General features: G+C 59.3%; 24 protein-coding genes. 12 read left to right on the top strand and 12 right to left on the bottom strand.

All coding sequences use genetic code 11. The annotated features are described in order from the left end of the window. Positions 1-83 precede the first annotated feature (83 nt). Genes yacG through pilB form a run of 5 tightly spaced genes read right to left on the bottom strand, consistent with a single transcriptional unit; the run spans position 84 to position 4,703 of the window. Positions 84-284 carry a DNA gyrase inhibitor YacG gene (gene yacG, locus CW360_RS14790; RefSeq protein WP_101194238.1) on the bottom strand — a complete coding sequence of 67 codons (201 nt, stop codon included), beginning with the start codon at positions 282-284 and terminating at the stop codon, positions 84-86. After that, positions 281-889, bottom strand: coding sequence for a dephospho-CoA kinase (coaE, locus tag CW360_RS14785; RefSeq protein ID WP_101194237.1), 609 nt, complete (start codon positions 887-889; stop codon positions 281-283). The genes yacG and coaE overlap by 4 nt, the downstream gene beginning before the upstream one ends. A gap of 11 nt (positions 890-900) precedes the next feature. Continuing rightward, positions 901-1,776, bottom strand: a complete 876-nt coding sequence (locus CW360_RS14780) for a prepilin peptidase (RefSeq protein ID WP_093985945.1) — start codon at positions 1,774-1,776, stop codon at positions 901-903. A 2-nt stretch (positions 1,777-1,778) separates the two neighbouring features. Beyond that, positions 1,779-2,996 carry a type II secretion system F family protein gene (locus CW360_RS14775; RefSeq protein WP_101194236.1) on the bottom strand — a complete coding sequence of 406 codons (1,218 nt, stop codon included), beginning with the start codon at positions 2,994-2,996 and terminating at the stop codon, positions 1,779-1,781. 3 nt (positions 2,997-2,999) lie between these two features. Further along, the gene (gene pilB, locus CW360_RS14770) at positions 3,000-4,703 is read right to left on the bottom strand and encodes a type IV-A pilus assembly ATPase PilB (protein ID WP_101194235.1); all 1,704 of its coding nucleotides are present in this window, start codon (positions 4,701-4,703) and stop codon (positions 3,000-3,002) included. Positions 4,704-4,922: 219 nt separating this feature from the next. Here pilB and CW360_RS14765 point away from each other — a divergent pair, with 219 nt between their 5' ends. Both CW360_RS14765 and CW360_RS14760 read left to right on the top strand, forming a co-directional pair. After that, positions 4,923-5,342, top strand: a complete 420-nt coding sequence (locus CW360_RS14765) for a pilin (protein ID WP_101194234.1) — start codon at positions 4,923-4,925, stop codon at positions 5,340-5,342. Positions 5,343-5,392: 50 nt separating this feature from the next. Continuing rightward, a complete protein-coding gene (locus CW360_RS14760; RefSeq protein ID WP_101194233.1) occupies positions 5,393-6,775 on the top strand; it encodes an O-antigen ligase family protein in 1,383 nt (460 codons plus the stop codon). Between the two features lie 17 nt (positions 6,776-6,792). On the opposite strand, the gene CW360_RS14755 is transcribed toward CW360_RS14760, so the two are convergent. The 3 genes from CW360_RS14755 to CW360_RS14745 all read right to left on the bottom strand — a co-directional run bounded on the left by CW360_RS14755 (position 6,793) and on the right by CW360_RS14745 (position 12,719). After that, complete coding sequence (locus CW360_RS14755; protein WP_101194232.1) at positions 6,793-9,603, bottom strand: FAD-binding and (Fe-S)-binding domain-containing protein; 2,811 nt, start codon at positions 9,601-9,603, stop codon at positions 6,793-6,795. Positions 9,604-9,825: 222 nt separating this feature from the next. Further along, on the bottom strand, positions 9,826-10,971 hold the full coding sequence (lldD, locus tag CW360_RS14750; protein ID WP_101194231.1) for an FMN-dependent L-lactate dehydrogenase LldD: 1,146 nt from the start codon (positions 10,969-10,971) through the stop codon (positions 9,826-9,828). A 53-nt stretch (positions 10,972-11,024) separates the two neighbouring features. Next, complete coding sequence (locus CW360_RS14745; RefSeq protein ID WP_101194230.1) at positions 11,025-12,719, bottom strand: L-lactate permease; 1,695 nt, start codon at positions 12,717-12,719, stop codon at positions 11,025-11,027. 322 nt (positions 12,720-13,041) lie between these two features. Between CW360_RS14745 and CW360_RS14740 the strand changes: the two genes are divergently transcribed. Beyond that, positions 13,042-13,818: an FCD domain-containing protein gene (locus CW360_RS14740; RefSeq protein WP_101194229.1), complete on the top strand. Its 777-nt coding sequence runs from the start codon at positions 13,042-13,044 to the stop codon at positions 13,816-13,818. Positions 13,819-13,881: 63 nt separating this feature from the next. Here CW360_RS14740 and smpB read toward each other — a convergent pair whose 3' ends face one another. Further along, positions 13,882-14,364 carry an SsrA-binding protein SmpB gene (gene smpB / locus CW360_RS14735; protein WP_093985954.1) on the bottom strand — a complete coding sequence of 161 codons (483 nt, stop codon included), beginning with the start codon at positions 14,362-14,364 and terminating at the stop codon, positions 13,882-13,884. Between the two features lie 107 nt (positions 14,365-14,471). Between smpB and CW360_RS14730 the strand changes: the two genes are divergently transcribed. Both CW360_RS14730 and CW360_RS14725 read left to right on the top strand, forming a co-directional pair. After that, positions 14,472-14,906, top strand: coding sequence for a type II toxin-antitoxin system RatA family toxin (locus CW360_RS14730; RefSeq protein ID WP_101194228.1), 435 nt, complete (start codon positions 14,472-14,474; stop codon positions 14,904-14,906). Further along, positions 14,899-15,207: an RnfH family protein gene (locus CW360_RS14725; RefSeq protein ID WP_093985956.1), complete on the top strand. Its 309-nt coding sequence runs from the start codon at positions 14,899-14,901 to the stop codon at positions 15,205-15,207. The genes CW360_RS14730 and CW360_RS14725 overlap by 8 nt, the downstream gene beginning before the upstream one ends. Before the next feature lie 68 nt (positions 15,208-15,275). Here the strand turns inward: CW360_RS14725 and CW360_RS14720 are convergent, their stop codons facing one another. Next, on the bottom strand, positions 15,276-15,785 hold the full coding sequence (locus CW360_RS14720; RefSeq protein ID WP_101194227.1) for an outer membrane protein assembly factor BamE: 510 nt from the start codon (positions 15,783-15,785) through the stop codon (positions 15,276-15,278). 98 nt (positions 15,786-15,883) lie between these two features. On the opposite strand from CW360_RS14720, the gene fur reads away from it, so the two are divergent. Beyond that, the gene (fur, locus tag CW360_RS14715; RefSeq protein WP_093985958.1) at positions 15,884-16,291 is read left to right on the top strand and encodes a ferric iron uptake transcriptional regulator; all 408 of its coding nucleotides are present in this window, start codon (positions 15,884-15,886) and stop codon (positions 16,289-16,291) included. 57 nt (positions 16,292-16,348) lie between these two features. On the opposite strand, the gene recN is transcribed toward fur, so the two are convergent. Next, positions 16,349-18,013 carry a DNA repair protein RecN gene (gene recN / locus CW360_RS14710; protein ID WP_093985959.1) on the bottom strand — a complete coding sequence of 555 codons (1,665 nt, stop codon included), beginning with the start codon at positions 18,011-18,013 and terminating at the stop codon, positions 16,349-16,351. Positions 18,014-18,170: 157 nt separating this feature from the next. Here recN and grpE point away from each other — a divergent pair, with 157 nt between their 5' ends. From grpE to CW360_RS14685, 5 genes are all read left to right on the top strand, one after another. After that, positions 18,171-18,728, top strand: coding sequence for a nucleotide exchange factor GrpE (gene grpE / locus CW360_RS14705; protein WP_093985960.1), 558 nt, complete (start codon positions 18,171-18,173; stop codon positions 18,726-18,728). A gap of 96 nt (positions 18,729-18,824) precedes the next feature. Further along, positions 18,825-20,738 carry a molecular chaperone DnaK gene (gene dnaK, locus CW360_RS14700; protein WP_101194226.1) on the top strand — a complete coding sequence of 638 codons (1,914 nt, stop codon included), beginning with the start codon at positions 18,825-18,827 and terminating at the stop codon, positions 20,736-20,738. 111 nt (positions 20,739-20,849) lie between these two features. After that, entirely contained in the window at positions 20,850-21,974 is a 1,125-nt protein-coding gene (gene dnaJ, locus CW360_RS14695; RefSeq protein ID WP_093985962.1) for a molecular chaperone DnaJ, read from the top strand. Positions 21,975-22,060: 86 nt separating this feature from the next. Then, entirely contained in the window at positions 22,061-22,864 is an 804-nt protein-coding gene (dapB, locus tag CW360_RS14690; protein ID WP_101194225.1) for a 4-hydroxy-tetrahydrodipicolinate reductase, read from the top strand. Positions 22,865-22,933: 69 nt separating this feature from the next. Further along, positions 22,934-23,668, top strand: coding sequence for a PmeII family type II restriction endonuclease (locus tag CW360_RS14685; protein ID WP_101194224.1), 735 nt, complete (start codon positions 22,934-22,936; stop codon positions 23,666-23,668). Between the two features lie 22 nt (positions 23,669-23,690). On the opposite strand, the gene CW360_RS14680 is transcribed toward CW360_RS14685, so the two are convergent. Beyond that, positions 23,691-25,097 (bottom strand): DNA cytosine methyltransferase, encoded by a 1,407-nt coding sequence (locus CW360_RS14680; protein WP_101194223.1) that lies wholly within the window; start codon positions 25,095-25,097, stop codon positions 23,691-23,693. 283 nt (positions 25,098-25,380) lie between these two features. On the opposite strand from CW360_RS14680, the gene carA reads away from it, so the two are divergent. Further along, positions 25,381-26,529 carry a glutamine-hydrolyzing carbamoyl-phosphate synthase small subunit gene (gene carA, locus CW360_RS14675; protein WP_093985964.1) on the top strand — a complete coding sequence of 383 codons (1,149 nt, stop codon included), beginning with the start codon at positions 25,381-25,383 and terminating at the stop codon, positions 26,527-26,529. Positions 26,530-26,541: the final 12 nt, after the last annotated feature.

Genomic DNA, 26,541 nt, shown 5'->3' with positions numbered 1-26,541 from the left:
GCTCATTTACAACACGTAAACTGCGCTTTTTCGGCCGTTTTCGCCTTGTCTTGCCTGCCTCGCCTACGTTTTTCAACGACCTGTTAGTGATGCGCTGTCTGCAGTGTTTCTGAAAACAGTTCGTCGAGCAGTGGTTCGCCGGGGATGCTGTGGCTTTCTGCTGCCCAGGCGCCCAGGTCGATCAGTTTGCAGCGTTCGCCGCAAAAGGGCCGGGTCGGATTATCGCTGCGCCACTCTACGGGCGCGGCGCAGGTTGGACAGGCTACGATCGGGTACTGGGTCATGTCTGGCCTCCGCGCAGATTCAGATAGAACTCATGTAACTGGTGCACCTGTTGGTCCAGCCAGCTCAGGTCGCGATCGTTGCAGATTACCTCATGTGCATGGCGCAGACGCTCTTCGCGTGCCGCTTGAGCCGCCATGATGGCCTGTACCTGCTCGCGTGCGGCGCCGTCGCGTTGCATGGTTCGTTCGATTTGCAGGGCTTCGGGGCTATCCACGACCAATAGGCGCTGGGTCATGCGCAGCTGACCGGATTCGACCAGCAGCGGTGACTCCAGGATCGCATAGGGTGATTGTGCCTTGGCGAGCGCCTGGCTGATCTCCGCCGCGATGAGTGGATGTAGCAGTTGCTCTAGCCATTGGCGCTGCGGCGGGTCAGCAAAGATCAGCTGGCGCAGTGCTGCGCGATCGAGCTGGCCATTGTCTTGCAGCAGATGCGTGCCGAAGCGTTCGACGATACGCTGTAGTGCTGGGCGGCCGGGTTCGACTACCCAGCGAGCCGCCTGATCGGCATCCACGCGGTGAATGCCCAGTTCGGCAAAACGACTGGCAACTGTGCTCTTGCCGCTGCCGATGCCGCCGGTAATCCCCAAAACCCAGGTAGACATAGCCATTGCGGTCAGTTGAAACCGGCCAGTTGCAGGTATGCCTGGGTGATCTGCTCGCCCCAGAGCAGTGCTATCCAGCCCGCAACGGCCAGGTAGGGGCCGAACGGAATGGGCTTCGAAGTATCGGCGTTCTGCCACTTGAGCAGGATAAGGCCCAGTACGGCACCTACCACCGATGACAGTAGGATGGTCAGTGGCAGGATTTGCCAGCCGCCCCAGGCGCCGAGCATGGCTAGCAGCTTGAAGTCGCCATAGCCCATGCCTTCCTTGCCGGTCAGCAATTTGAATGCCCAGAATACCGACCACAGGCTCAGGTAGCCGATCACTGCGCCCCATAGTGCGTCGCTGGGGGAGGCGAATAGAGCCTGTTGATTGACCAGTAGACCCAGCCAAAGCAGCGGCAAAACCAGGCTGTCCGGCAGCAGTTGGTGGTCGGCATCAATCAGGCTCATGGCCAGCAGCCCCCAGGTCAGAGGCAGCATGGCCGCGGTTTGCCAGCTGAAACCAAACTGCCAGGCTATGCCGGCGGAGAGCAGGCCGCAGGCCAGTTCGACCAGTGGGTAGCGTGTGCTGATGGGGCTGCGGCAGGCCGAGCAGCGACCACGTAGCCATAGCCAGCTGAGCAGCGGGATATTTTCCCAGGGGCGAATCTCATGCCCGCAGTGCGGGCAGCGGGAGTTGGGATAGGCGAGGTTGAACGGTTCGTCCTGTGCCGAGGTGGCAGGTAGTTGCAGAATTTCGCGGGCCTGGCTTTGCCAGTCGCGCTGCATCATCACCGGCAGGCGGTAGACCATTACATTGGTGAAGCTGCCAACCAGCAAACCGAGCAGGCCAATCAATAAAACAAAGGCCGGCAAGTTGCCGGCCAGAAGGTCAATGAGTTGCATGTTTAGACCACGGAGCCCAGTTGGAAGATCGGCAGGTACATAGCAATAATCAGGCCGCCGACCAGAATGCCGAGAACCGACATGATCAGAGGCTCCATTAGCGCGGTGAGACCGTCCACCGCGTTGTCAACTTCTGCTTCGTAGAAGCTGGCCACCTTGTCGAGCATTTCATCCAGCGCGCCGGATTCCTCGCCGATGGCGGTCATTTGTACGGCCATGGCTGGAAAAGTGCCGGTACTGCGCATGGAGAAATTCAGTTGCATGCCACTGGAGACATCCGCCTTGATTTTGTTGACGGCGGTCTTGAAGACGATATTGCCAGTGGCGCCGGCCACTGAATCCAGTGCGTCTACCAGTGGTACACCGGCGGCAAAGGTGGTTGCCAGGGTGCGTGCGTAGCGAGCTACTGCAGATTTATAGAGAATGTCGCCAAAGATTGGCGCTTTAAGTGCAGTTCGATCAACATTATCTCTAAACGTCTGTGAGCGGTGATGGGCCTCTCTCAGTATGAATCCTGCTGCTACTAGGCCAAACAAAACAATCAACCACCATTCTTGTAAAAGCTCGGAGATACCAATCACAAACAGAGTAAAGGCTGGTAACTCTGCGCCGAAGTTGGCAAAGACTTCTTGGAATTGTGGCACCACCTTGATCAGCAAAATGGCCGAAACAATGATCGCTACCGCGATCACCGCAATGGGGTAGTTCATGGCCTTTTTGATTTTGGCCTTGAGTGCCTCGGTCTTTTCCTTGTAGGTCGCAATACGATCTAGCAAGTTCTCCAATGAGCCGGACTGTTCACCAGCATCCACCAGGTTGCAATACAGTTCGTCGAAGTAGCGTGGGCGCTTGCGCAAGGACGCGGCGAAGCTGTTGCCGGCGGCCACATCGAGCTTCACTTCATCAATCAGTTTACGCATGTTGGGGTTTTCAAAACCCTCACTGATGATGTCGAAGGACTGCAGCAGTGGCACGCCGGCCTTCATCATGGTCGCCATCTGCCGGGTAAACAGGGCGATATCCATCGGCTTGATGGACTTGCCGGCGCTAAGCAGAGAAACAGTTTTCTTGCGCACCTTAGTAGGGTTGATACCCTGCTTGCGCAGCTGGGCTTTAACCAGGGCAGGGTTCTGTCCGGCGGTTTCGCCCTTGATCTTGGCACCTTTGCGATCCGTGCCTTCCCAGACAAAGGTGCTGGTTTTTTGCGCTTTTTCCGCCATGGGTTAGTCCTTGGTCACGCGGTTGACTTCCTCGAGGCTGGTAACGCCTTGCATAGCCTTGAGCAGGCCCGAGGTGCGTAGGTCATTAAAGCCGTCTTTGCGCATTTGCGCGGCAATATCGATGGAGTTGCCTTCTTCCATGATAATGCGTTGCAGGGCTGGCGTGATTTTAACCACTTCATAAATACCCACGCGGCCCTTGTAGCCATTTTTGCAGTTTTCGCAGCCGACCGGACCGTAGATCTTGAAGGTGCCGATCTTGTCTTCGGGGAAGCCTTCGGCCAGCAGGGTGTCGCGGGGGATGTCGACGACTTTCTTGCAGCTGCTGCACAACTTGCGCGCCAGGCGCTGGGCGATGATCAGGTTGACCGACGTGGCGATGTTGAACGAAGGCACGCCCATGTTGCGCAGGCGGGTCAGGGTTTCCGCGGCGCTGTTGGTGTGCAGGGTGGACATCACCATGTGGCCGGTTTGTGCTGCTTTGACGGCAATCGACGCGGTATCCAGGTCGCGGATCTCGCCGACCATGATGATGTCCGGGTCCTGGCGCAGGAAGGCGCGCAGTGCCTGGGTAAAGTCCATGCCTTGCTTGGGGTTGACGTTGACCTGGTTGATGCCTTCCAGGTTGATTTCCACGGGGTCTTCGGCGGTGGAAATGTTTACGTCCGGGGTGTTGAGAATATTCAGGCCGGTGTACAGCGACACGGTCTTGCCCGAGCCGGTGGGGCCGGTGACCAGGATCATGCCCTGCGGTTGCTTGAGCGCATTGAGGTACAGCTCCTTTTGTTCCTCTTCATAGCCCAGCGCGTCGATGCCCATTTGTGCGCTGCTGGCGTCGAGGATCCGCATGACGATCTTCTCGCCCCACAGGGTCGGCAGGGTATTGACGCGAAAGTCGATGGACTTGCTCTTGGAGATCTTCATCTTGATGCGCCCATCCTGCGGCTTGCGGCGCTCGGAGATGTCCAGGCCGGCCATGACCTTGAGACGTGCGGACAGGCGCGGCGCCAGCTGGATCGGCGGGCGGGCTACTTCATGAAGAATGCCATCGGTACGGAAGCGTACCCGATAGGCTTTTTCATAGGGCTCGAAGTGCAAGTCGGAGGAGCCGCCCTTGATGGCATCCAGGAGCATCTTGTTGACGAAACGCACCACGGGGGCATCATCGTTGTCATCGCCGGGGCCGCTATCTTTGCCGTCGTCGCTGCTGGCTTCAATATCCAGGCCGTCCAGATCCACGTCGCCGAGGTCGCCGAGGGAGCTGGTGTCGTTTTCATAGAACTTGTCAATGGCGTTGCCGAGTTTGTCATCTTCCACCAGCAGGGCTTCGGTGGTCAGCCCGGTGCTGAACTGCACGTCGGTGACCGCCTGGTGATTGGCCGGGTCGGATAACGCGATGAACAGCTTGCTGCCGCGCTTGTAGAGCGGCAGCACGCGGTGCTGGCGGGCCAGTTTCTCGCTGAGCAGGTCGCGAGGCTGGCTGTCCTTGTCGATGCTGCTCAGGTCGAGCATGGCAATGCCGAACTGTTCGCAAAGCAGTTCGGCCAGGTCGCGCGCCTTGACCAGCTTGTTCTGCACCAGGTAGGTGACCAGCGGCAGCTGGTTACGCTGGGCCTGCTGCAGGGCTTGTAGTGCGGTGCGTTCATCCAGCAGTTGCTGCATGACCAGTTGCTTGGCCAGGCCGGTCAGGGCGGGGGTGTCTGACATAGCGGATATATCCAGAAGCTATCGCAAAGCCTGCGTTATAGCCTAGAAGCGTGAGGCTGCCAAACCCGTGCAAAGCGTGTGACATTTTTTGTCAGTTAGCGACGTGAGTGGTGGAACGCTGGCCCGCTTATGCTCCAAAGTGCGCGGGCTTGAGGTTGGCATGGATTATGCTTTTGCTTAATCAGGGCCGTTGGCCTTACTTCAACCTAGGAGAACATTATGAAAGCTCAACTGCAAAAAGGTTTTACCCTGATTGAATTGATGATCGTCGTGGCGATCATTGGCATTCTGGCCGCTGTTGCTCTGCCGGCTTATCAGGACTACACGGTTCGTTCCAATGCTGCGGCAGCGTTGGCGGAAATTACACCTGCCAAAATTGGTTTTGAGCAAGCTCTGAATGAAGGTAAGACTCCTTCGACTACTGCTACTGATCAGGGATATATCGGTGTTGGTGCGTCCACCTCTTATTGCGCCGTCGGTCTGACTACTACTGCTCCTTATGCTATTACTTGCACAACCCAAGGTGGTAATGCAGATAAGTTCAATAAAAAAGAAATCAAGCTGACGCGTACTGCTGACGGCGTTTGGGCATGTACTAGCACTTTGGATGCCAAGTTCAAGCCTGGTAAGTGCAGCTAATTATTTTTTGAAAAAAAGGCGGCTTAGGCCGCCTTTTTTTATGGTGATTTATGGTTTGTCAGGCGCTGCGTGCTGGCTTCACTCTATTTTTTTTCTTGTTTGCTGGTTCCAGTATCTTTTATTGGGATGTTGCCGGTAGTTGGTTGGGGCAGCAGCGAGTTTTCCAGTTGCTTATGATATTTTGGGGTTGTTTGAGTTTTTTGCTGTTGCAAAAGAGGATTTCATCCCCCTATGCGGGCTTGTTTTTTGTTGTATGTCTGTTAGGGGTTTGTTCTTCAGTTGCTTCTGTATACCCGGAGTGGGCTTTGCAAGAGTGGGCCAGGGTTGTGGGGATGGGGTTGGTTGTTTTTCTTGTTGCGCATCTCTATGTTGAAGAGCGTTGGCAGATGTTGTTTGTTTATGTGGTTTTTTGCATTTCTTTTATATTGGCATACCAGTTTTTATTATACTACTTTTCTGCGATATGGTCTGCTCGCCATGCGATAAATCCTTATGTGCTATATGCTGGATTTGATAATCCGAGGTTTTATTCACAGGTTATGGTCCTGTTCATGCCCTTGCTTGCATATTTGGGTGGTAAGTGGCTTGTTGAAAAAAGATGGCGGCTTTTTTTTCTGCTTACTTGCGTCGCTATGATCCAGTGGTGCGTGCTGGTGGCGCTAGCAGGGCGAGGCTCTTGGCTGGCTATTTTGATTTCACATGCTTTGTTTGTTTTTTTATTGCGAGATAGGGCTATTGTTGGCTTGCAGTTCTTGTTTTTCTGTTTAGGGTTGTTCTTGTACGGGATGCTTTTTTTTGTCATTCCAGAGTTTTTTTCTTTGCCTAGCCAGTTGCCGTCAGGTATGCGTTATGGGCTTTCTGCTAGAGAGGTTTTGTGGAAGGCGGCTTTTGAAATGTTTTTGGAAAACCCATTTCTTGGTGTAGGACCTTTGCATTTTTCGGCAGTGTGGAATCATATTGCAGCACATCCGCATCAAATGATTTTGCAGTGGTTGGCCGAGTGGGGTGGAGTGGCTACGAGTATTGCGTTATTTGTTATTGGTGCTGGTCTGTGGCGTGGCTTAATTTTTTTGGCAATAGATGAAAAGAGAACGCCACTGGATTCGGCGCTATGGTTAGCGTTGGTCTCTGCGCTTATCTTGGCCCAAGTGGATGGTGTATTTGTCATGCCCTACACGGAGGGATGGCTGGTTATTCTTGCAGGCTTGGCCTTGGCGCGCTGGTTGAAGAGTGGTAGGTATATCAGCGGTTTGTTGCTGTTGTCAGGTATGAGAGCGATTGCGTGTGCTGTGCTTGTTGTTTTAGGAGCAGTTATATCTATTCAGCTCCCGCAGATAAAAAGCATGCAACTTGCTTTTTGGGAAGAACACGGTATAGGCAGTCCTCCAAGGCTCTGGGATCAAGGATGGATACCTATGCGCCATTTAGAATAAATGATTAATTGTTTTGTCTAAGTTTTGGCCCTGCTCACCCGATCCAGCAGATAGACCACGCTGTGGTAGTCGATACCGCCATGCTGGCTGAGGCCGATTTCGCAGGTGCGGCTGGTCGACAGGCCTTCGCTGCAGTGCTGTACCGCCTGCTGCAGGTTGCGCAGGGCGTGGGCGTTCAGCTGGGGGGTGGTGAAGCCTTTGTCGCCGGCAAAACCGCAGCAGTGGATGCCTTCCGGAATGATCACCTGAGTACTGCAGCGGCGGGCGATGTCCAGCAGGGCCTCCGCCTGGCCGAGGTGCTGGGTGGAGCAGGTGACATGCACGGCGACTGGCTCGGTCTGCGGGGTGATGTCCAGGCGTGGCAGCAGGTGTTGCTGGATGAAGCGCACCGGCTCGTAGATATCCAGGCGCGGGTCGGGGTGGTCTTGCAGCAGGCGCAGGGTGCAGGGGCTGGTATCGCAATAGATGGGGTCCAGGCCGCCGCGGCTGGCTTGCAGCAAGGCATCCAGCAGGCGCTGGCGTTGTGCCTGGGCTTCGCTGAAGTAGCCTTTCGATTGCCAGGGCTGGCCGCAGCACAGGCTGTCGGGGCTGGCCAGGTGGATGACCTGGTAGCCGGCCTTTTCCAGCAGGGCGCGGGTTTTCTCATGCAGCGGCTGGCGCTCGCCATCGCTGGCGGAGGGCCCCATGGCCTGTGAGACGCAGGCGGCGAAGTAGACGACCCGCGGACGCGCGTCAGGCAGTGGCTGGCTATCCAGGCGCAGCGGGCTGGCCGCCTGGGGCATGGCCGGGGTCCATAGTGGCAGACGCTGGCCGCTGGCCTGGTGCAGGCGGCGCATCAGCCGCGCCATGCGCGGTGTGCCGAGCAGGCGGCGCGTGCCATCGGCCAGGCGCAGGGCCAGGCGCGCCGCGCGCAGCAGCGCGGGCAATTGTGCGCCGAGTCGGTGGGCCAGCGCGCCATGCCGGGCGCGTTGCGCACGCAGCTTGCGCACCAGATCGCCGGTGTTGATGCCTACCGGGCAGCGCTGCGCGCATAGCCCGGTGGCGGCGCAGGTGTCCAGCCCATGGTGCTGGTAGGCCTGGCGCAGGGTCTGGGTGTTTTCCCCGGCGCGTTCGCGGGCCTGGATATCCCGCCACACCACGATGCGCTGGCGCGGGCTGAGGGTCAGGCCATGCGAGGGGCAGACCGGTTCACAAAAGCCGCATTCGATGCACTTGTCGACCAGTTCATCGGCGGCCGGCAACGGCTTGAGGTGCTTGAGGTGGATCTGTGGGTCGCGGCTCAGTTGTACATCGGGGTTGAGAATGCCATGCGGGTCGAACAGGGCTTTGATCTGCCACATCAACTGGTAGGCATCCTGGCCCCATTCCAGTTCGACAAAGGGCGCCATGTTGCGTCCGGTGCCATGCTCGGCCTTCAGTGAACCGCCAAAATCCACGGCGACCAGCTGCGCGACGTCCTGCATGAAGGCTTCATAGCGCGCCACCTGGGCGGGCTCTTCGAAGCCCTGGGTGAACACGAAGTGCAGGTTGCCTTCCAGGGCATGGCCGAAAATGATCGCCTCGTGATAGGCGTGCTTGTCGAACAGCGCCAGCAACTGGTTGACGCCCTCGGCCAGGCGCTCGATGGGGAAGGTGACGTCTTCGATGATCACCGTGGTGCCCGTGCGGCGCACTGCGCCGACGGCCGGGAAGGTGTCCTTGCGGATCTTCCATAGCAGGTTGTACACCGCCGGGTCGCTGCTGAAGGCTACCTGGCGCTCCTGGGGGAACTGGCCAAGCACGGCGTTGATCTGCGCCAGTTGCTCCTGCAACAGGCTGGCACTGGCGGCGCGGGACTCGATGAGCAGCGCACAGGCCTGCTCGCTGAGGGCGGCCACCCAGGCGGGCATGCCGGGCTTATCCTGTACCGAGCGCAGGCTGCGGCGATCGAGCAGTTCGACGGCGGACACCGGTTGCGGTTTGAGCGCAGTGACCGCGCGACAGCAGCTTTCCACGTCGGGGAAAACCACCAGGGCGCTGGCCTTGTGCGGGTAGTCGGGCACGGTGTGGTAGGTGACGGCGCTGATGAAGCCGAGGATGCCTTCCGAGCCGACCATCAGGTGGCAGAGGATATCCAGCGGGTCGTCGAAGTCGACCAGCGCGTTGAGCGCCAGGCCGGTGGTGTTCTTCAGGCGGTATTTATGGCGGATACGTTCGGCCAGCGCCTGGTTGGCGCGGGTTTGTCTACCCAGTTCGGCCAGTTCGGCGAGCAGTCCGGCTTTTTCCTGGCGAAAGCGTGCGACGCTGGCCGGGTCTTCGCTGTCCAGCAGCGTACCGTCGGCCAGCAGCAGGCGCATGCCGGCCAGGGTGTGATAGCTGTTCTGTGCGGTGCCGCAGCACATGCCGCTGGCATTGTTGGCGACGATGCCGCCGATCTTGCAGGCATTGATCGAGGCCGGGTCGGGGCCGATCTTGCGTTGGTAGGGAGCTAGCGCGGCATTGGCGGCGGCACCGATCACCCCTGGCTGCAGGCGGATTTGCGTGCCGTCCTGTCGAATCTCGCGGCCGTTCCAGTGGTCGCCGAGGACCAGCAGTACCGAGTTGCTGACGGCCTGCCCGGATAGACTGGTGCCGGCGGCGCGAAAGGTCACGGCTACGCGCTGCTGGTTGGCCAGTTGCAAGAGCTGTTGCACTTCCTTTTCGCTTTCCACGCGGATGACCAGTTGTGGGATCAGCCGATAGAAGCTTGCATCGGTGCCGAAGGCCAGGGTCGACAGCGGATCATCGAAGCGACGCTGTGGCGGAATGAGGCGGGCGACGGCAGCAAGAAAGGCAGCAGGCAGGGTCATGCGGGCTCCAGGGTGGCGCCTGGGCCACCGTTGCGCGTGATGGGGCGCGGCGTGAGACGGGGCCCGCGCCGCGTTGTTCCCGAAGGAATCGGGTGGCGATCCGCTTGTGGCGGCGCGCCGGTCAGGGAAGGTGACGAGGCGCCGAGGGCAATCGACGCTTCGCTGCCCTTGCAGGCAAGGGCGCCGTGGCAGGCTTGTGGCTCGACACGGATTAACGGCCTGTCAGACCGCCAGGTTGCGGATCAGCAGCTCGCTGTTGATCTCGGCAATCGATTTGGCACCGGTCAGGACCATGGCCACGCGCATTTCCTTTTCGATCAGTTCGAGCAGGTTGCTGACGCCGGCGCCACCCGCGGCGGCCAGGGCATAGACGAAGGCGCGGCCGAGCATCACGCAGTCGGCACCCAGGGCCAGCATGCGTACCACGTCGAGCCCGGTACGGATGCCGGAGTCGGCCAGCAGGGTCAGCTGGCCTTTTACCGCGTCGGCAATCGCCGGCATGGCGCGGGCGCTGGACAGCACGCCGTCGAGCTGACGGCCGCCGTGGTTGGAGACGATGATGCCGTCGGCGCCGAAACGCACGGCATCCTTGGCGTCCTCGGGGTCGAGAATGCCTTTGATGACCATCGGGCCGTCCCAGAATTCACGAATCCACTCCAGGTCCTTCCAGGAAATCGACGGATCGAAGTTGTCGCCCAGCCAGCCGATGTAGTCCGCCAGACCGGTGGGGTAGCCGCGATAGGTGGAAATATTGCCCAGGTCATGCGGCTTGCCGAGCAGGCCAACATCGAGGGCCCAGGCGGGGTGGGTCATGGCTTGCAGGACGCGGCGCAAGGCGGCATGCGGGCCGCTCATGCCGGAGTGGGCGTCGCGGTAGCGGGCGCCTGGCACGGGCATGTCGACGGTGAACACCAGGGTTGTCACACCGGCCGCCTTGGCGCGTTCCAGGGCGTTTTTCATGAATCCGCGGTCCTTCAGCACATAGAGCTGGAACCACATGGGCCGGCTGATGGCCGGGGCGACTTCCTCGATAGGGCACACCGACACCGTGGACAAGGTGAAGGGGATGCCTTTGTTTGCCGCGGCCTGGGCCGCTTGTACCTCGCCGCGTCGGGCGTACATGCCGGTCAGTCCCACCGGGGCCAAGGCCACCGGCAGGCTGAGGGTTTCGCCCAGCACCTGGCTCTGCAGGTTCAGGCTGGACATGTCGCGCAGTACACGTTGGCGTAGCTCGATACCGGCCAGATCATCGACATTGCGCCGCAGCGTGTGCTCGGCATAGGCACCACCGTCGATGTAGTGGAAGAGGAATGGCGGCAGCTTGCGCTGCGCGGCGGCGCGATAGTCGGTGGAGGCGGAAATGATCATGGGCGTCACTCGCGGCAGATGGAAAGGCGCGCCAGCGGCGCGCCCGGTAACAGTTAACGGCTTACCAGCGGATCGCTGATGCCTAATACATAGACGGCAAATAGGGCAATCAGGCCGGTAAACAGTACGTAGTACAGGGTTGGCCAGATGGTCTTGCGCAGGATGCTGCCTTCCCGGCCGAGCAAGCCTACGGTGGCCGAGGCGGCCACCACGTTGTGGATGGCGACCATGTTGCCGGCGGCGGCGCCAATGGCCTGCACGGCCACGATCAGCGCGCTGGAAATGCCCAGGCTCTGTGCTACGCCAAACTGGAACTGGCTGAACATCATGTTGCTGACCGTGTTGGAGCCGGCGATGAAGGCGCCCAGGGCGCCGATGCTCGGCGCCAGGAGCGGGTAGATGCCGCCGACGCTGTCCGCTGCCCAGCGCGCCATGAGAATCGGCATGCTGGCCAGTTCGGCGCTATTGACCCCGGAGTTGATCAGGATGCGCACCATGGGCACGGTAAACAGCAGCACGAAGCCGGCACTGAGCAGCACGCCCGAGGATTCCTTAACCGCGCTACCCAGGTCGCGCCACTTCATGCCATGCAGGAAGAAGGTGGCGATGACCACCGCTACCAGGATGCCGCCCGGCAGGTACAGGGGCATAAAGTTGGCGCTGACGCCGGTTTCGCCGAGCAGGTCGGGGAAGTTGATGACCACGGCCTTGAGTGCATTGCCCACTTCGGGAAACACCCGGCTGGCGACCAGCAGGGCGCCGACCAGCACATAGGGCAGCCAGGCGCGCAGGGTACCCATTGGCTTGGCAGTCAGTTGGTCCAGCTTCATTTCGATGGTACCCAGCCATTCGCTGGGCCACTTGTCGGCGGGGGCGAAATCCCAGGTTTGCTTGGGAACCAGAAAGCCCAGGCGGGCGGCACTGGTGACAATCGCCAGGCCGATCAGTCCGCCCAGCAACGAAGGGAACTCGGGGCCGAGGAATACCCCGGTGAGCACGTAGGGCAGGGTGAACGCCATGCCTGCGAACAGTGCGAAAGGCAGTACGTGCAGACCGGCTTTCCAGCTTTTCTCCTGGCCGAAGAAGCGTGTCAGCATCATCACCATGATCAGTGGCATGACCGTGCCAACCAGAGCATGGATGATTGCCACCTCGCTGGTGATCAGTTGCAGGAATTGCGCCCAGGACGAGCCCTGCTCCACCAGTTGTGCACCGATGCTGGCGGTATCCAGACCGGTGTTGACCCCGACGATGATGGGGGTGCCCACGGCACCAAAGGAGACCGGGGTGCTCTGCACCAGCATGCCCATCAGTACCGCGGCCATGGCCGGGAAGCCGATAGCCACCAGCAGCGGCGCGGCGATGGCTGCCGGCGTACCGAAGCCCGATGCGCCTTCGATGAAGCAGCCAAACAGCCAAGCAATGATGATCGCCTGGATGCGTCGATCCGGGCTGATGGTGCTGAATCCGGCACGAATGGCGGTGATGCCGCCGGAATGCTTGAGGGTATTGAGCAGCAGGATGGCGCCGAAGATGATCCACAGCAGCCCGAGGGTGATCAGCAGGCCTTGTAGTGTGGAGGCAAGAATGCGGTTGAAGCTCATCTCCCAGGCGAACAGCCCGACGCCGGCGGTGAGTAAGTAGACCAGGGGCATGGCGCGCTTGGCCGGCCAGCGCAGGCCGACCAGCAAGATGGCCGCCAGCAGAATGGGCGAGAAGGCCAGCAGGGCGAGGAATCCGGTAGACATGGGTGGCACTCCCTTAGCGGCACGCGCAGGCGTGCGTGGCGGATAGGCGAGGGCGGCAAATGGCGCGGAGCGAGACGGGCAGCATGGGCGGGACCTCTACAGCGTTCTTGGAATTGTAGGTGAGGTTTTCGGCTAAATTGGTAATACCAATTAACAGAAAGCACGAGAAAGGGTAAGAGTGCCCCGTGCTGGCTGTCAAACTGCTGTCCTGCGACTTTAGTCGATAATGCTTGGCTTGCCTGTGTCGTGGGTGGGCGATAGGCTGTGGCGCGGGGGCGGCAAAGGCCCGTACCGACTGGTCTAACCAAATAGGGTGAGGTGGATGGAAGTAGGGCTGGTGCAGCCGCGCCGTTTGTCGGACAGCATCGTGACGCAGCTGGAGACCTTGATTCTCGAAGGTTCCCTGAAGGCCGGTGAGCGCTTGCCGGCTGAGCGCGTACTGGCTGAGCGCTTTGGTGTCTCACGTCCCTCGCTGCGCGAGGCCATCCAGAAGCTGGTGGCGCGCGGTCTGCTGGTTAGCCGCCAGGGTGGCGGTAACTATGTCGCCGAGTCGCTGGGTTCGACCTTCAGTGATCCGCTGTTGCAGCTGTTGGAGAACAATGCCGAGGCGCAACGCGACCTGCTGGAGTTTCGCCATACGCTGGAAGGGGCTTGTGCCTACTACGCGGCGCAACGGGCCACCGACGTTGACCGGCAACGACTGGAAGAGGCGTTTGCGCGCTTGCAGGACTGCTACAGTCGGCCGGGCAAGGTCAGTCGTGCCGAGGAGGGGGCGGCGGATGCCAGTTTTCACCTGGCAATTGCCGAGGCCAGTCACAACGCCGTACTGCTGCATACCATCCGCGGGCTGTTTGACCTGCTCAAGCGCAATGTGGTGACCAACATCGGTGGCATGTATGCGCAACGCGAAGAAACCCGCGACCGTTTGATCGAGCAGCACCGCGCACTCTATGAGGCGATCATGGAGGGCCGCGCGGAGGAAGCCCGAGGCCTATCCAACCGGCATATCGACTACGTGCAGGAGGTGCTGGCCGAAGTGCAGCAGCAGGCCCGGCGGGAAGAGCGCGCGCAACGCAGGCAGATCGGCCACAAACCGTGAGCAGCACGTCAAGGTTGCTTTGTCTTTTACTGAGCGCTTGAGGATTGCAGCGTGTCGCTGCGCTTAGTCGTCCTTGCCTTTGCTGCGCATGGCGCGCTGCACTTCACGGTTGGCGTCACGTTCTTTCTCGGTGTGACGCTTGTCGTAGTCCTTCTTGCCCTTGGCCAGGGCGATTTCGCACTTGATCAGGTGCTTTTTCCAGTACAGCGACAGCGCCACGCAGGTATAGCCTTTCTGTTGCACGGCGCCGAACAGCTTGTCCAGCTCTCGACGGTTGAGCAATAGCTTGCGGGTGCGGATCGGATCGGCGATGACGTGGGTGCAGGCGGTTTTCAGCGGGGTGATGTGGCAGCCCATCAGCCAGGCTTCGTCATCCTTGAGCAGGATGTAGCTGTCAACCAGTTGTGCCTTGCCGGCGCGCAGGCTTTTCACTTCCCAGCCGGACAGGGCAATGCCTGCCTCGAACTTCTGCTCGATGAAGTAGTCGTGGAAGGCTTTCTTGTTTTGGGCAATGTTGCCCTGCGGATGTTTTCTTTGCTTGGCCATAGGGGCGGCATTATAGGCAGTCGCCGGGCGGTCGGCTATGCCCGCTTGAGGCTGCGCGGCGAATGCCGGACAATGCGCCGCGCCTGAATCTGCCCGGTGAGTGATCAATGAGTACCCGTATCCAGCGCTCGGCGCTGTTGCCTTACCCCGCGCGTGCGCTGTTCGATCTGGTCAACGATGTGGCTCGTTATCCCGAGTTTTTACCCTGGTGCGCCTCTGCGGAAGTGCTGGATGTGTCCGAACGACATATGCTGGCCAGTCTCAACGTGGCCAAGGGTGGGTTGAGTCAGAGTTTTGTCACGCGTAATGAGTTGGTGCTCGGCGAGACGATCGAGATGCGTCTGCAGGAAGGTCCGTTCAGCGAGCTGCATGGTGTATGGCAGTTCAAGGCGCTGGGTGAGCAGGCCTGCAAGATCAGCCTGGACTTGACCTTCGATTATGCCGGGCCGCTGGTCAAGGCTACGCTCGGGCCACTGTTCACGCAGGCGGCCAACACCATGGTCGATGCTTTCTGCCAGAGGGCCAAGCAACTGTATGGATAAGCCGATGATAATGGTCGAGGTGGTGTACGCCTTGCCTGACAAGCAGCGCCTGCTGCGCCTCAATCTGCCCGCCGGCACCAACATGCGCGAGGCCGTGTTGCGTTCGGGTATCCAGCAGCACTTTCCCGGCCTGGACGTGCAGCAGGCGCCGTTGGGCATTTTTGGCAAGGCGGTGGCCAAGCCCGAAGAGCGTGTCCTGGAAGAGGGCGAGCGTGTGGAGATCTACCGTCCCTTGCTGGCTGATCCCAAAGAAGTTCGCAAGCAGCGCGCCGCCAAGGTAGCGCAGGCAAAGGCAGAGTAACTGGCGTCACCGATATACATGAAAAAGCCCAGCGGGTCTGACCGGCTGGGCTTTTTGGCGTGCTGCGCTTATTCGATATCCAGGGGTTCGGGGATCGGTACCGGTACGGCCTGTACCTCGTCGACTTCACGCTGAATGCGTTCCAGCAGCGAGCCGGGTGTCGGCGCCTCCTCTGGCTGCGCCTGCGGTTGGCCGGTGACCTGGGTGTTGCTGCCGGTGCCGAGAATGGCTTCGTCACGGCTGACGCCGGGCATGAAGTCGCCGGCAAGGCCAACCAGTTGGTCGTTGTTGTCGAACACCAGGCTGACCCGCTCCTGCAGGCGAGTGCCGCCGGCAGGCTGAATGCTGTAGAGGTAGTCCCAGCGATTGGCGTGGAAGGTGTCGCTGAGTAGCGGGTTACCCATGATAAACCGCACTTGGCGTCGGGTCATTCCGGGGCGCAGCTGGTCTATCATGTCCTGCGTCACGACATTGCCCTGTTGAATGTCGATCTTGTAGACGCCCGGCAGCGAACATCCGGCGAGCGCGAGCAGGCCGGCGAGAGAAAAGCTGGTCAGCAGGAGCTTGGAGTTTTGCATCGGTGGGCGACTTCCACTATCTTGGCTGGGCATTAAAGGCCCGATCATACCCGTATTGAGGGAAGCTGCGAAAGCTGCAACCCGCGAGAAAGCTGACCATGGTTGAAAATAACGAACTGCGTAAAGCCGGCCTCAAAGTGACCCTGCCGCGGGTCAAGATCCTGCAAATGCTGGACTCGGCCGAACAGCGCCACATGAGCGCGGAAGATGTCTACAAGGCATTGATGGAGGCAGGCGAGGATGTCGGCCTGGCTACCGTATACCGGGTGTTGACCCAGTTTGAGGCGGCCGGCCTGGTGGAGCGGCATAACTTCGACGGTGGGCATGCGGTCTTCGAGTTGGCCGATGGCGGGCACCACGATCACATGGTGTGCGTGGATACGGGCGAGGTCATCGAGTTCTTCGATGCCGAGATCGAGAAGCGTCAGAAGGAAATCGTCCGCGAGCGTGGCTTTGAGCTGGTCGATCACAATCTGGTGCTCTACGTGCGCCAGGCTAAAAAATGATTTGCTGAGCAATGCGAAAAGGCGCCGTTAGGCGCCTTTTTCGTGTCGATAGCCCGCTCAGATGGCGAGCATTTTGCGAGCGTGTGCCAGCGATTCTTCGGTGAGGTCTACACCGCCGAGCATGCGCGCCACCTCTTCGACGCGCTGTGGGTGGTCGAGCTTGGCGACGGCGGTGCGGGTTTCTTCGCTGCCGCGCTGCTTGTGGACAAACAGGTGTTGATGTCCCTGGGCAGCGACCTGTGGCAGGTGGGTGACCGTCAGCACCTGGCCACGCTCGCCCAGGCGGCGCAGTAGTTGGCCAACTACCTCGGCAGTGGGGCCGCCAATGCCCACGTCCACCTCGTCGAATACCAGCGTGGGTACCCGCGAGGTTTGTGCGGTAATCACCTGAATTGCCAGGCTGATGCGGGATAGCTCGCCGCCCGAGGCTACCTTGGCCAGCGCTTTGAGTGGTTGCCCTGGGTTGGCGCTGACCAAGAACTCGACCAGTTCCTGGCCCTGTGGCTGGGGTTCGTCGTGCGGATGGACGTGCAGGGCAATGTTGAAACGGCCGCCTGGCATGCCCAGGCGTTGCATTTCCTGCTCCACGGCCGCCGCCAGGGTGTTGGCAGCGTCCTGGCGGAGCCGGCTGAGTTCGTCGGCTTTTTCCCGGTAATGGCGTGTGTAGGCGTGCAGTTCCTGTTGCAGTCGCTCGATGGCTTGGTCATCGGCGTTCAGTCCTTCCAGTTCATGTAGCAGGCGTTGCTGGAGTTCGCCTAGCTCAAACGGTTGCACGCGGTGCTTGCGCGCCAGGCTGTAGATCGCATCGAGGCGCTCTTCGAGTTGCTGCAGGCGCTGCGGATCGGCATCGAAATGATCGAGGAAGCGATTGACTTCGCCGACGGCTTCTTCCACCTGGATTTGTGCGCTGGCCAGCAGGTTGGCCGCTTCGCCCAGGGCTCCGCCTTGCGTGTGGAAGCTGCTCAGGCGGTTGAGGCTGGCGCCGAGTGCCGAGAGCACGTTGCCGGCATCGCTTTCGCTGCACAAGTCCACGACCTGGCGGCAGGCGGCAATCAGATGCTCGGCATTGCACAACTGCTTGTGCTCCTGCTCCAGGGCCTCCAGCTCGTTGTCGCCGAGTGCCAGATTTTCCAGCTCTTCAAGCTGGTAGCTGAGCAGTTGCTGGCGTGCGCGCTGTTCTTCACTGGTTTCGCTCAGGCGTTGCAGTTCGTTGCGGGTCTGTCGCCAGCGCTGTGCGGCGAGTTGTACCTGACGGGCCAGTTCTTCGGCGCCTGCGTAAGCGTCCAGCAGGCGGCGGTGGGTGTCGTTTTTCAACAGAGACTGGTGTTCATGCTGGCTGTGGATGTCAATGAGCAGTTCGCCAAGCGCCTTGAGATCAGCCTGGGGGCAGGGGCTGCCGTTGATGTAGGCGCGGGAGCGTCCTTCACGGGTGATAACCCGGCGCAGGATGCAGGGGCCATCCTGTTCAAGGTCGCGTTCACTCAGCCACTGGCGAGCTTCGGCGATCTGGCTGATGTCGAAGCTGGCGAGAATATCGGCTTTGTCACTGCCTGGACGTACGACGCCGCTGTCGGCCCGGTCGCCCAAGGCCAGGCCCAGCGCGTCGAGCATGATTGACTTGCCCGCGCCGGTTTCGCCGGTGATGACGCTCATGCCGCTGTCCAGTTCGAGGTCAAGATGCTCGACAATGGCGTAGTTGTGGATCGACAGATGCACCAGCATGACAAGCCTCCTGCATGATTTGGCTGGTTATTTATACAGTGCTTTATTGGCGCGCGACAATAGCTGGTTTCTTGCGCCCTTGAATTCCTTTGGGTTGTCCCCAAATAGACGGACAGATCGGCGGGTTATGCCGCAGCAGTGTTGTTTGGAGGAAGAGATGGCAGACGAACAGATCCTTGATGGCGACAATCCCGAGCAGGCAGCGACTGCCCCCGAAGACCTGCAGGGTCGCGTAGCGCAACTTGAAGAGCAGCTGGCAGCCGCTCAGGATCAGGCACTGCGCATGGCGGCGGATCTGCAGAATGTACGGCGCCGTGCCGAGCAGGATGTCGAGAAGGCGCACAAGTTTGCCCTTGAGAAATTTGCCGGTGATCTGCTGGCCGTGGTGGATAGCCTGGAGCGTGGCCTGGAGTTGTCCAGTGCCGAGAATGAGGCCATCAAACCCGTGCGTGAAGGTATGCAGCTGACCCTCAAGCTGCTGACCGATACCCTCAAGCGTTATCAGGTTGAGCAAGTGGACCCGCTGGGTGAGCCGTTCAACCCGGAACATCACCAGGCCATGGCTATGGAAGAAAGCCTGCATGCCGAGCCGGGCAGTGTGCTCAAGGTATTCCAGAAGGGCTATCTGCTCAGTGGGCGTCTGCTGCGCCCGGCGATGGTTGTGGTCAGCAAGGCACCAGCCGTGGCACAGCCTTCGATTGATGAGCAGGCTTGAAATCATCCGGGCCGGCCCCATCTGTAGCAACAAGCGAATTCATGCTTAGCGGCGAGTCAAGGCCGCAGACAAGTCACTCGTTTCAGGAGAAAGAACATGGGCAAAATTATCGGTATCGACCTGGGCACCACCAACTCCTGTGTGTCCATTCTGGAAAACGGCAACGTCAAGGTGATCGAGAACGCCGAAGGCGCTCGCACCACGCCCTCGATCATTGCGTATGCCAATGACGGTGAAATTCTCGTCGGCCAGTCGGCCAAGCGTCAGGCCGTGACCAACCCGCACAACACCCTGTATGCGGTAAAGCGTCTGATCGGTCGTCGCTTCGAAGAAGACGTGGTACAGAAAGACATTCAGATGGTGCCGTACAAAATCACCAAGGCCGACAATGGTGACGCCTGGGTGGAAGTCAACGGCCAGAAGATGGCGCCGCCGCAGATCAGCGCGGAAGTGCTGAAGAAGATGAAGAAGACCGCCGAGGACTACCTGGGCGAGCCGGTGACCGAAGCGGTGATCACCGTTCCGGCCTACTTCAACGACAGCCAGCGCCAGGCGACCAAGGACGCTGGCCGCATCGCCGGTCTCGACGTCAAGCGCATCATCAACGAGCCGACCGCGGCGGCGCTGGCCTATGGCATGGACAAGGCCAAGGGCGACCACACTGTGATCGTCTATGACCTGGGTGGCGGCACCTTCGACGTGTCGGTGATCGAGATCGCCGAAGTGGATGGCGAGCACCAGTTCGAGGTGCTGGCGACCAACGGTGACACTTTCCTCGGTGGTGAAGACTTCGACATTCGCCTGATCGATTACCTCGTCGACGAATTTAAGAAAGAAACCGGCATGAACCTCAAAGGCGACCCGCTGGCCATGCAGCGTCTGAAGGAAGCCGCCGAGAAGGCCAAGATCGAGCTGTCCTCCAGTCAGCAGACTGATGTCAACCTGCCGTACATCACCGCCGATGCCAGCGGTCCGAAGCACCTTAACGTGAAGATCTCCCGTGCCAAGCTGGAGGCCCTGGTTGAGGACCTGGTGGCGCGCACCATCGAGCCGTGCCGTGTGGCGCTCAAGGATGCCGGTATCGACGTCAGCAAGATCAACGACGTGATCCTGGTCGGTGGCCAGACCCGTATGCCGCTGGTGCAGCAGAAGGTCGCCGAGTTCTTCGGCAAGGAAGCACGTAAGGACGTCAACCCGGACGAAGCCGTGGCCATGGGTGCCGCCATTCAGGGCGCGGTATTGGCCGGTGACGTCAAGGATGTGCTGCTGCTCGACGTATCCCCGCTGACCCTGGGTATCGAAACCATGGGCGGCGTGATGACTGCGCTGATCGAGAAGAACACCACCATCCCGACCAAGAAGTCGCAGGTGTTCTCCACGGCCGACGACAACCAGAGCGCCGTGACCATCCACGTGCTGCAGGGTGAGCGCAAGCAGGCCGCGCAGAACAAGTCGCTGGGCAAGTTCGACCTGGCCGAGATTCCGCCGGCGCCGCGCGGTGTGCCGCAGATCGAGGTGACCTTCGACATCGATGCCAACGGTATTCTGCATGTGTCGGCCAAAGACAAGGCGACCGGCAAGTCGCAGTCCATCGTGATCAAGGCCAACTCCGGTCTGTCCGAGGAAGAGATCCAGCAGATGATCCGCGACGCCGAGGCTAACGCCGAGGAAGACCGCAAGTTCGAGGAGTTGGCGGCAGCGCGTAATCAGGGTGATCAGCTGGTGCATGCCACCCGCAAAATGGTCACCGAGGCCGGTGATAAAGTGACAGCCGATGAGAAGGTGGCCATCGAGAAGGCCGTAAGCGAGCTGGAAGTGGCCGTTAAGGGCGACGACAAGGCAGCTATCGAAGCCAAGATGACTGCTCTGTCGGAGGTGACTGCACCCTTGGCGCAAAAGATGTATGCCGAGCAGGCGCAGGCCGGTGAGGCAGGCGCCGCACAGGACGACGGCAAGGCCGGCGACGACGTGGTCGATGCCGAGTTCGAAGAAGTCAAGGACAACAAGTAAGGCTTGAGTCCTGTCCCCGCGCCACCTCGGGGTGGCAGGTGATATGCCACGCGGGAGCCTGCTCCCGCGTCGGCGTATCTGGACGGTGCGAATTCACAGTGCAGGATAGTTATGGCCAAGCGTGATTATTACGAAGTGCTCGGTGTGGAGCGTGGTGCCAGCGAGGCGGAGCTGAAGAAGGCTTATCGCCGGCTGGCCATGAAGTACCACCCGGATCGTAATCCGGATGACAAAGAGGCCGAGGAGAAGTTCAAGGAGGCCAACGAGGCCTACGAAGTGCTCTCCGATGCCAGCAAGCGCAGCGCTTATGACCAGTATGGTCATGCCGGAGTTGATCCGCAGATGGGCGGTGGCGGTTTCGGCGGTGGCGGGGCAAATTTCTCGGACATCTTCGGTGATGTGTTCAGCGACTTCTTTGGTGGCGGTCGTGGCGGCCAGCGTGGCGGTCCGCAGCGGGGTGCGGATTTGCGCTACACCCTGGAGCTGGATCTGGAAGAAGCGGTGCGTGGCACTACCGTGACCATCAAGGTACCGTCGTTGGTCGAGTGCAAGACCTGTGACGGAAGCGGGGCCAAGAAAGGTACCAGCCCGGTAACCTGTACTACCTGCGGCGGGATTGGCCAGGTGCGTATGCAGCAGGGCTTTTTCTCGGTGCAGCAGACCTGTCCGCGTTGCCATGGCAGCGGCAAGATGATTACCGATCCTTGTGGCAGCTGTCATGGCCAGGGACGCGTCGAGGAAACCAAGACCCTGTCGGTCAAGGTGCCGGCCGGCGTCGATACCGGTGATCGCATTCGTCTGTCCGGTGAAGGTGAGGCGGGTGGCAAGGGGGGGCCGTCGGGCGATCTGTACGTGGTGGTCAATGTGCGTGAGCACCCGATCTTCCAGCGTGACGGCAAACATCTGTATTGCGAGGTGCCGATCGACTACGCCGATGCGGCGCTGGGGGGAGAGTTGGAAGTGCCGACCCTGGATGGTCGGGTCAAGCTGAAGATTCCCGAGGGTACGCAGACCGGCAAGCTGTTCCGCCTGCGCGGCAAGGGTGTGGCACCGGTGCGCGGTGGTGCAGCAGGTGACCTGATGTGCCGTGTTCTGGTGGAAACCCCGGTCAACCTGACCAAGCGCCAGCGAGAGTTGCTTGAAGAGTTTCGCGCCACGCTCAAAGGCGACGGCGGTCATTCGCCCAAGGCCAGCGGCTGGTTCGAGGGCGTCAAACGCTTCTTCGGTGACGTTTAAAATGAGCGTCAAGCCGCAAGCTACAAGCCGCAAGAAGGTGTTGTGCTTGGCTTGCAGCTTGAGCCTTGCAGCTGGGAGCTGATGCTATGCAACGTATCGCAGTAATGGGCGCCGCTGGGCGCATGGGCAAGAACCTTATCGAAGCGGTGCAGCAGGCGGCTGATGCGCAGCTGACGGCAGCGGTTGATCGCCCGGACAGCAGCCTGATTGGGGCTGATGCCGGTGAGCTGGCCGGTGTGGGGCGGCTGGGCGTGACGCTGGTGGGTGATCTTGCAGCAGTCGTCGATGCTTTCGATGTGCTGATCGACTTTACCCATCCTTCTGTGACCCTGAAAAACCTGCAGATCTGCCGCAGTGCCGGGAAAGCCATGGTGATTGGCACCACTGGTTTCTCCGCCGAGGAGAAGCAGCAGCTGGCGGCGGCGGCCAAAGAGATTCCGATCGTTTTTGCCGCCAACTTCAGCGTGGGCGTCAATCTGTGCCTGAAGTTGCTGGATACCGCTGCCCGTGTATTGGGTGACGAGGTGGATATCGAGATCATCGAGGCTCACCACCGGCACAAGGTTGACGCGCCTTCGGGGACTGCACTGCGCATGGGTGAGGTGGTGGCCGAGGCGCTGGGGCGTGATCTGCACAAGGTGGCCGTGTACGGCCGTGAAGGCCAGACCGGCGCGCGCGCTCGGGAAACCATTGGCTTCGCCACCGTGCGTGCTGGCGATGTGGTCGGCGATCACACCGTGCTGTTCGCCGCAGACGGCGAGCGGGTGGAAATCACCCACAAGGCCTCCAGCCGCATGACCTTCGCCAAGGGCGCGGTGCGCTCGGCGTTGTGGCTGCACAGGCGTCTGCCAGGGCTGTATGACATGCAGGATGTGTTGGAGCTGCGCTGAGGTGTTTTGCTGACTCTGTGTTGGAGCAGTATTCTTCTGTGGTTGTTATTGAATGAGAGAGTGATAAGGATGCAGTTGCTCAACCTGGATGATGTGGCGCGATATGTGGAAGATAATATTGGTGTTTTTCACCAGAAGCGTATCGACAGCCTGGCTAGGCTCAGATTGAGTAATGTTCTGAAGCGCAAGAATCCTTATCTTTTCAGGGCTAAGAATGTGCAGACTGCTGAGCAGATCGTGCGGGGCATTCTTGAAGCTCATATTTCCTCCAATGAGGAAACTCTATTTGGCGATTGGCTTGAAGGTCTGGCGATATTCATAAATGGGAAAACTTACGGCGGCTGGAAGTCAGGCATTGCAGGCGTTGATCTTGAGTTCGACAAAGATGGTTGCCGTTATATAGTGGCTATCAAATCTGGTCCAAACTGGGGAAATAGCTCGCAAATTGGCCAGATGCGTACAAATTTCAAGACGGCACAGAAGACTTTGCGCACAAGCCAGTCAGGGTTGCATGTTATGGCAGTCAATGGCTGTTGCTACGGTCGTGATCGTAATCCCGATAAGGGTGATTACTTAAAACTCTGTGGTCAGCGCTTTTGGGAGTTTGTTTCAGGTGACGCTGACCTATATGTCGAATTGATTGAGCCGCTGAGCTTCAAAGCGCGGGAACGTAACGATGAGTTTCAGGCGTCCTACTCGCGAATGATCAACAAATTCACTCGTGAGTTTATGGATGATTTTTGTAATGAGGAAGGGGCTATCCTTTGGGAGCGAATAGTTCAACTTACATCTGCGCAGGATTGATCGATTCCCTGCTTTTTCGTCGTCATGCGGACTGAAATAGACTTCTTTGTGCCTGCTTTTTAAATTGTTGTATCCATTCATAGTGTGAGGTTGCCTGATAGCGTGAGTGCTTGAAGCCAGTGGGTGAATGGCGGGCTTTATTTTGAAGCAAGTCGCTAACCAGTTTCCCTACCGCATAGCCCAGACTGACCGGTACGGCATTGCCCACCTGCTTATACTGTTCGATCAGTGGGCCAGCCAGTTGCCAATCATCTGGGAACTCCTGTAGACGTTTGTATTCCTGGATCGAGAGTGGTCGATTTTCTTCAGGGTGCGCCAAGTCGGTTGCAGGCATTGCGGGGTGAGTAACCAAAGTGGGGGCGGGTTTGTCCCAGCTAAGGCGACGTAGAAAACCCGTCTTGCCTCCTCCAGAAAAGTAAGACTTGCCGAGTGCTTCTTGTTGCAGTTCCGGAGTTAGGCTGCGCCAGTTTTGACCAGGGCCAAGCAGTCGATAGTATTTCAGTCGTTTTTCCGGGAAATTCAGGTGATCGTGGTGTTTGATTCCTTGAACCGCTTCGCGGAAGGTTCTCCATCGGGGCAGGCCAAGTTCGCCATTTTCCGAGTGAGTGGGAGTCAGGAATGGGGCCTGAACCCCATCACGCGAGCATATGATGATTACTCGTTCGCGGATTTGTGGGGTGCCAAAATTCGCTGCGCTATAGAGATTGAAGCTACAGGTGTAGCCAGCTAGTTGTAGCTTGCTCAGAACGAAATTGAGCGCACCACCTTTCATCTCGTCCTGTGATAAATCTGGAAACTCGGGCCCGCGTTGGTCATGGGGGCGATGATCCATGGGGCATGATAATAGGCCGCGCACGTTCTCAATTACGATCAAACGTGGGCGGATGGCTAGTGCTAGATCGATGTATTTTAGAAAGGCGTTTCCCCTGTCATCGTTGAATGCCTTGCGCTTGCCAGCAGTGCTGAACGCCTGGCAGGGTGGGCCGCCCACTATAAGGTCTACCTCTTCGGCGCTGAGTTGAGCAGCCTGTAGGATCTGTTCTGCGGAGTAGTCGTTGATGTCGCTAAGCAGGGCCGTGTTGGGGCGGTTGAGGGCAATGGTCTGGCGGCAGTATTTGTTGAACTCGCAGGCAAGGCGAATATCGAAGCCTGCTTTTTCTAGTCCTAGGTCAAGACCCATCGCACCTGAGAAAAAACTTAGAGCGATCGGTTGATTTTTGCTTCGGTTTTCTACCTGATAGGCGGCGTGATCCTCGGCGATCATGTGTGCTGTTCTTAGTCCGTAATTGGTTACGCTGTCCAGGTCGATGATCCAGGAACTGCTGATTTTCTCAGCCTTCAGTTCCTGGTCGCGGCACAGGTTTCTGACGTGTTGAGCGCTGATGTTGAGTAGGCGAGCGGCTTCGCTGGTGCTGATTCGGGTACTCATGGTGGTCTTCCTTTGCGAAACCTGGAGAAGGTACCTATTTTTCCGCTCGAATCCTTTCGCGTCAACATGAAACGTCTGCGGAGTGCTCTAGGGTGGCGCGCATTCTCTGTTTTTGCAGTCTTTTGGCTTTCGATTTTTGGCCTTTTCCTGTAAGCTTCCCGCTTTAGTGTGTCCACTAAAGTTGCGCAGAATGAATCAGACAAAAAAGCGGGATGACCTTCACACGTCATCCCGCTTTTTTACAATCTGCGTGTGCTTCAAGCCTTGATCGACGGAGGTCTTCTTGAGTAAGCCAGCCCTTAAACCTGCCATTCTGGCCCTAGCTGATGGCAGTATTTTCCGTGGCGAGGCCATCGGTGCCGATGGCCAGACCATTGGCGAGGTGGTGTTCAACACCGCCATGACCGGCTATCAGGAAATCCTGACCGACCCTTCCTATGCCCAGCAGATCGTTACCCTGACCTATCCGCACATCGGCAACACCGGCACTACGCCGGAAGACGCCGAGTCCAATCGCGTATGGGCGGCCGGCCTGATTATTCGCGACCTGCCGCTGCTGTCTTCCTGCTGGCGCGACAAGCAACCACTGGATGAGTACCTGAAGGCTAACGGTACCGTCGCCATCGCCGGTATTGATACCCGTCGCCTGACCCGCATCCTGCGCGAGAAGGGTTCGCAAAATGGCTGCATCCTGGCCGGTGCAGACGCCACTGAAGAAAAGGCCCTGGAGCTGGCGCGCAGCTTCCCGGGACTCAAGGGCATGGATCTGGCCAAGGAAGTCACCTGCGAGAAGGCTTACGAGTGGCGTTCCAGTGTGTGGACTCTTGATAGCGACAGCCATCCGGAGATTCCGGCCAGCCAGTTGCCGTACCACGTGGTCGCCTATGACTATGGCGTCAAGCTGAACATTCTGCGCATGCTGGTGGCACGTGGTTGCCGTCTGACTGTGGTGCCGGCGCAGACTCCAGCCAGTGAAGTGCTGGCACTCAACCCGGATGGCGTGTTCCTCTCCAACGGCCCCGGCGACCCCGAACCGTGCGACTACGCCATCGCCGCCATCAAGACCGTGCTGGAGACCGATATTCCGGTCTTCGGTATCTGCCTCGGCCACCAGTTGCTGGCCCTGGCTTCCGGTGCCAAGACCGTGAAGATGGGCCACGGCCACCACGGCGCCAACCACCCGGTACAGGACCTGAAAACAGGCGTGGTGATGATCACCAGCCAGAACCACGGTTTCGCCGTGGACGAAGCCAGCCTGCCGGGCAACCTGCGCGCTACGCATAAGTCGCTGTTCGACGGTACCCTGCAGGGCATTGAGCGTACCGACAAGGTGGCCTTCAGCTTCCAGGGACACCCGGAAGCCAGTCCGGGCCCGCACGATGTGGCCCCGCTGTTCGACCGCTTCATTGCCGAGATGGCCAAGCGCCGCTAAGTCCGCCGAGCA

The organism is Pseudomonas fluvialis, from assembly GCF_002835605.1.
Taxonomy (GTDB): domain Bacteria; phylum Pseudomonadota; class Gammaproteobacteria; order Pseudomonadales; family Pseudomonadaceae; genus Aquipseudomonas; species Aquipseudomonas fluvialis.
The sequence above is the reverse complement of the archived record's forward strand: the minus strand, read 5'-3'. Positions and strand labels throughout refer to the sequence as shown.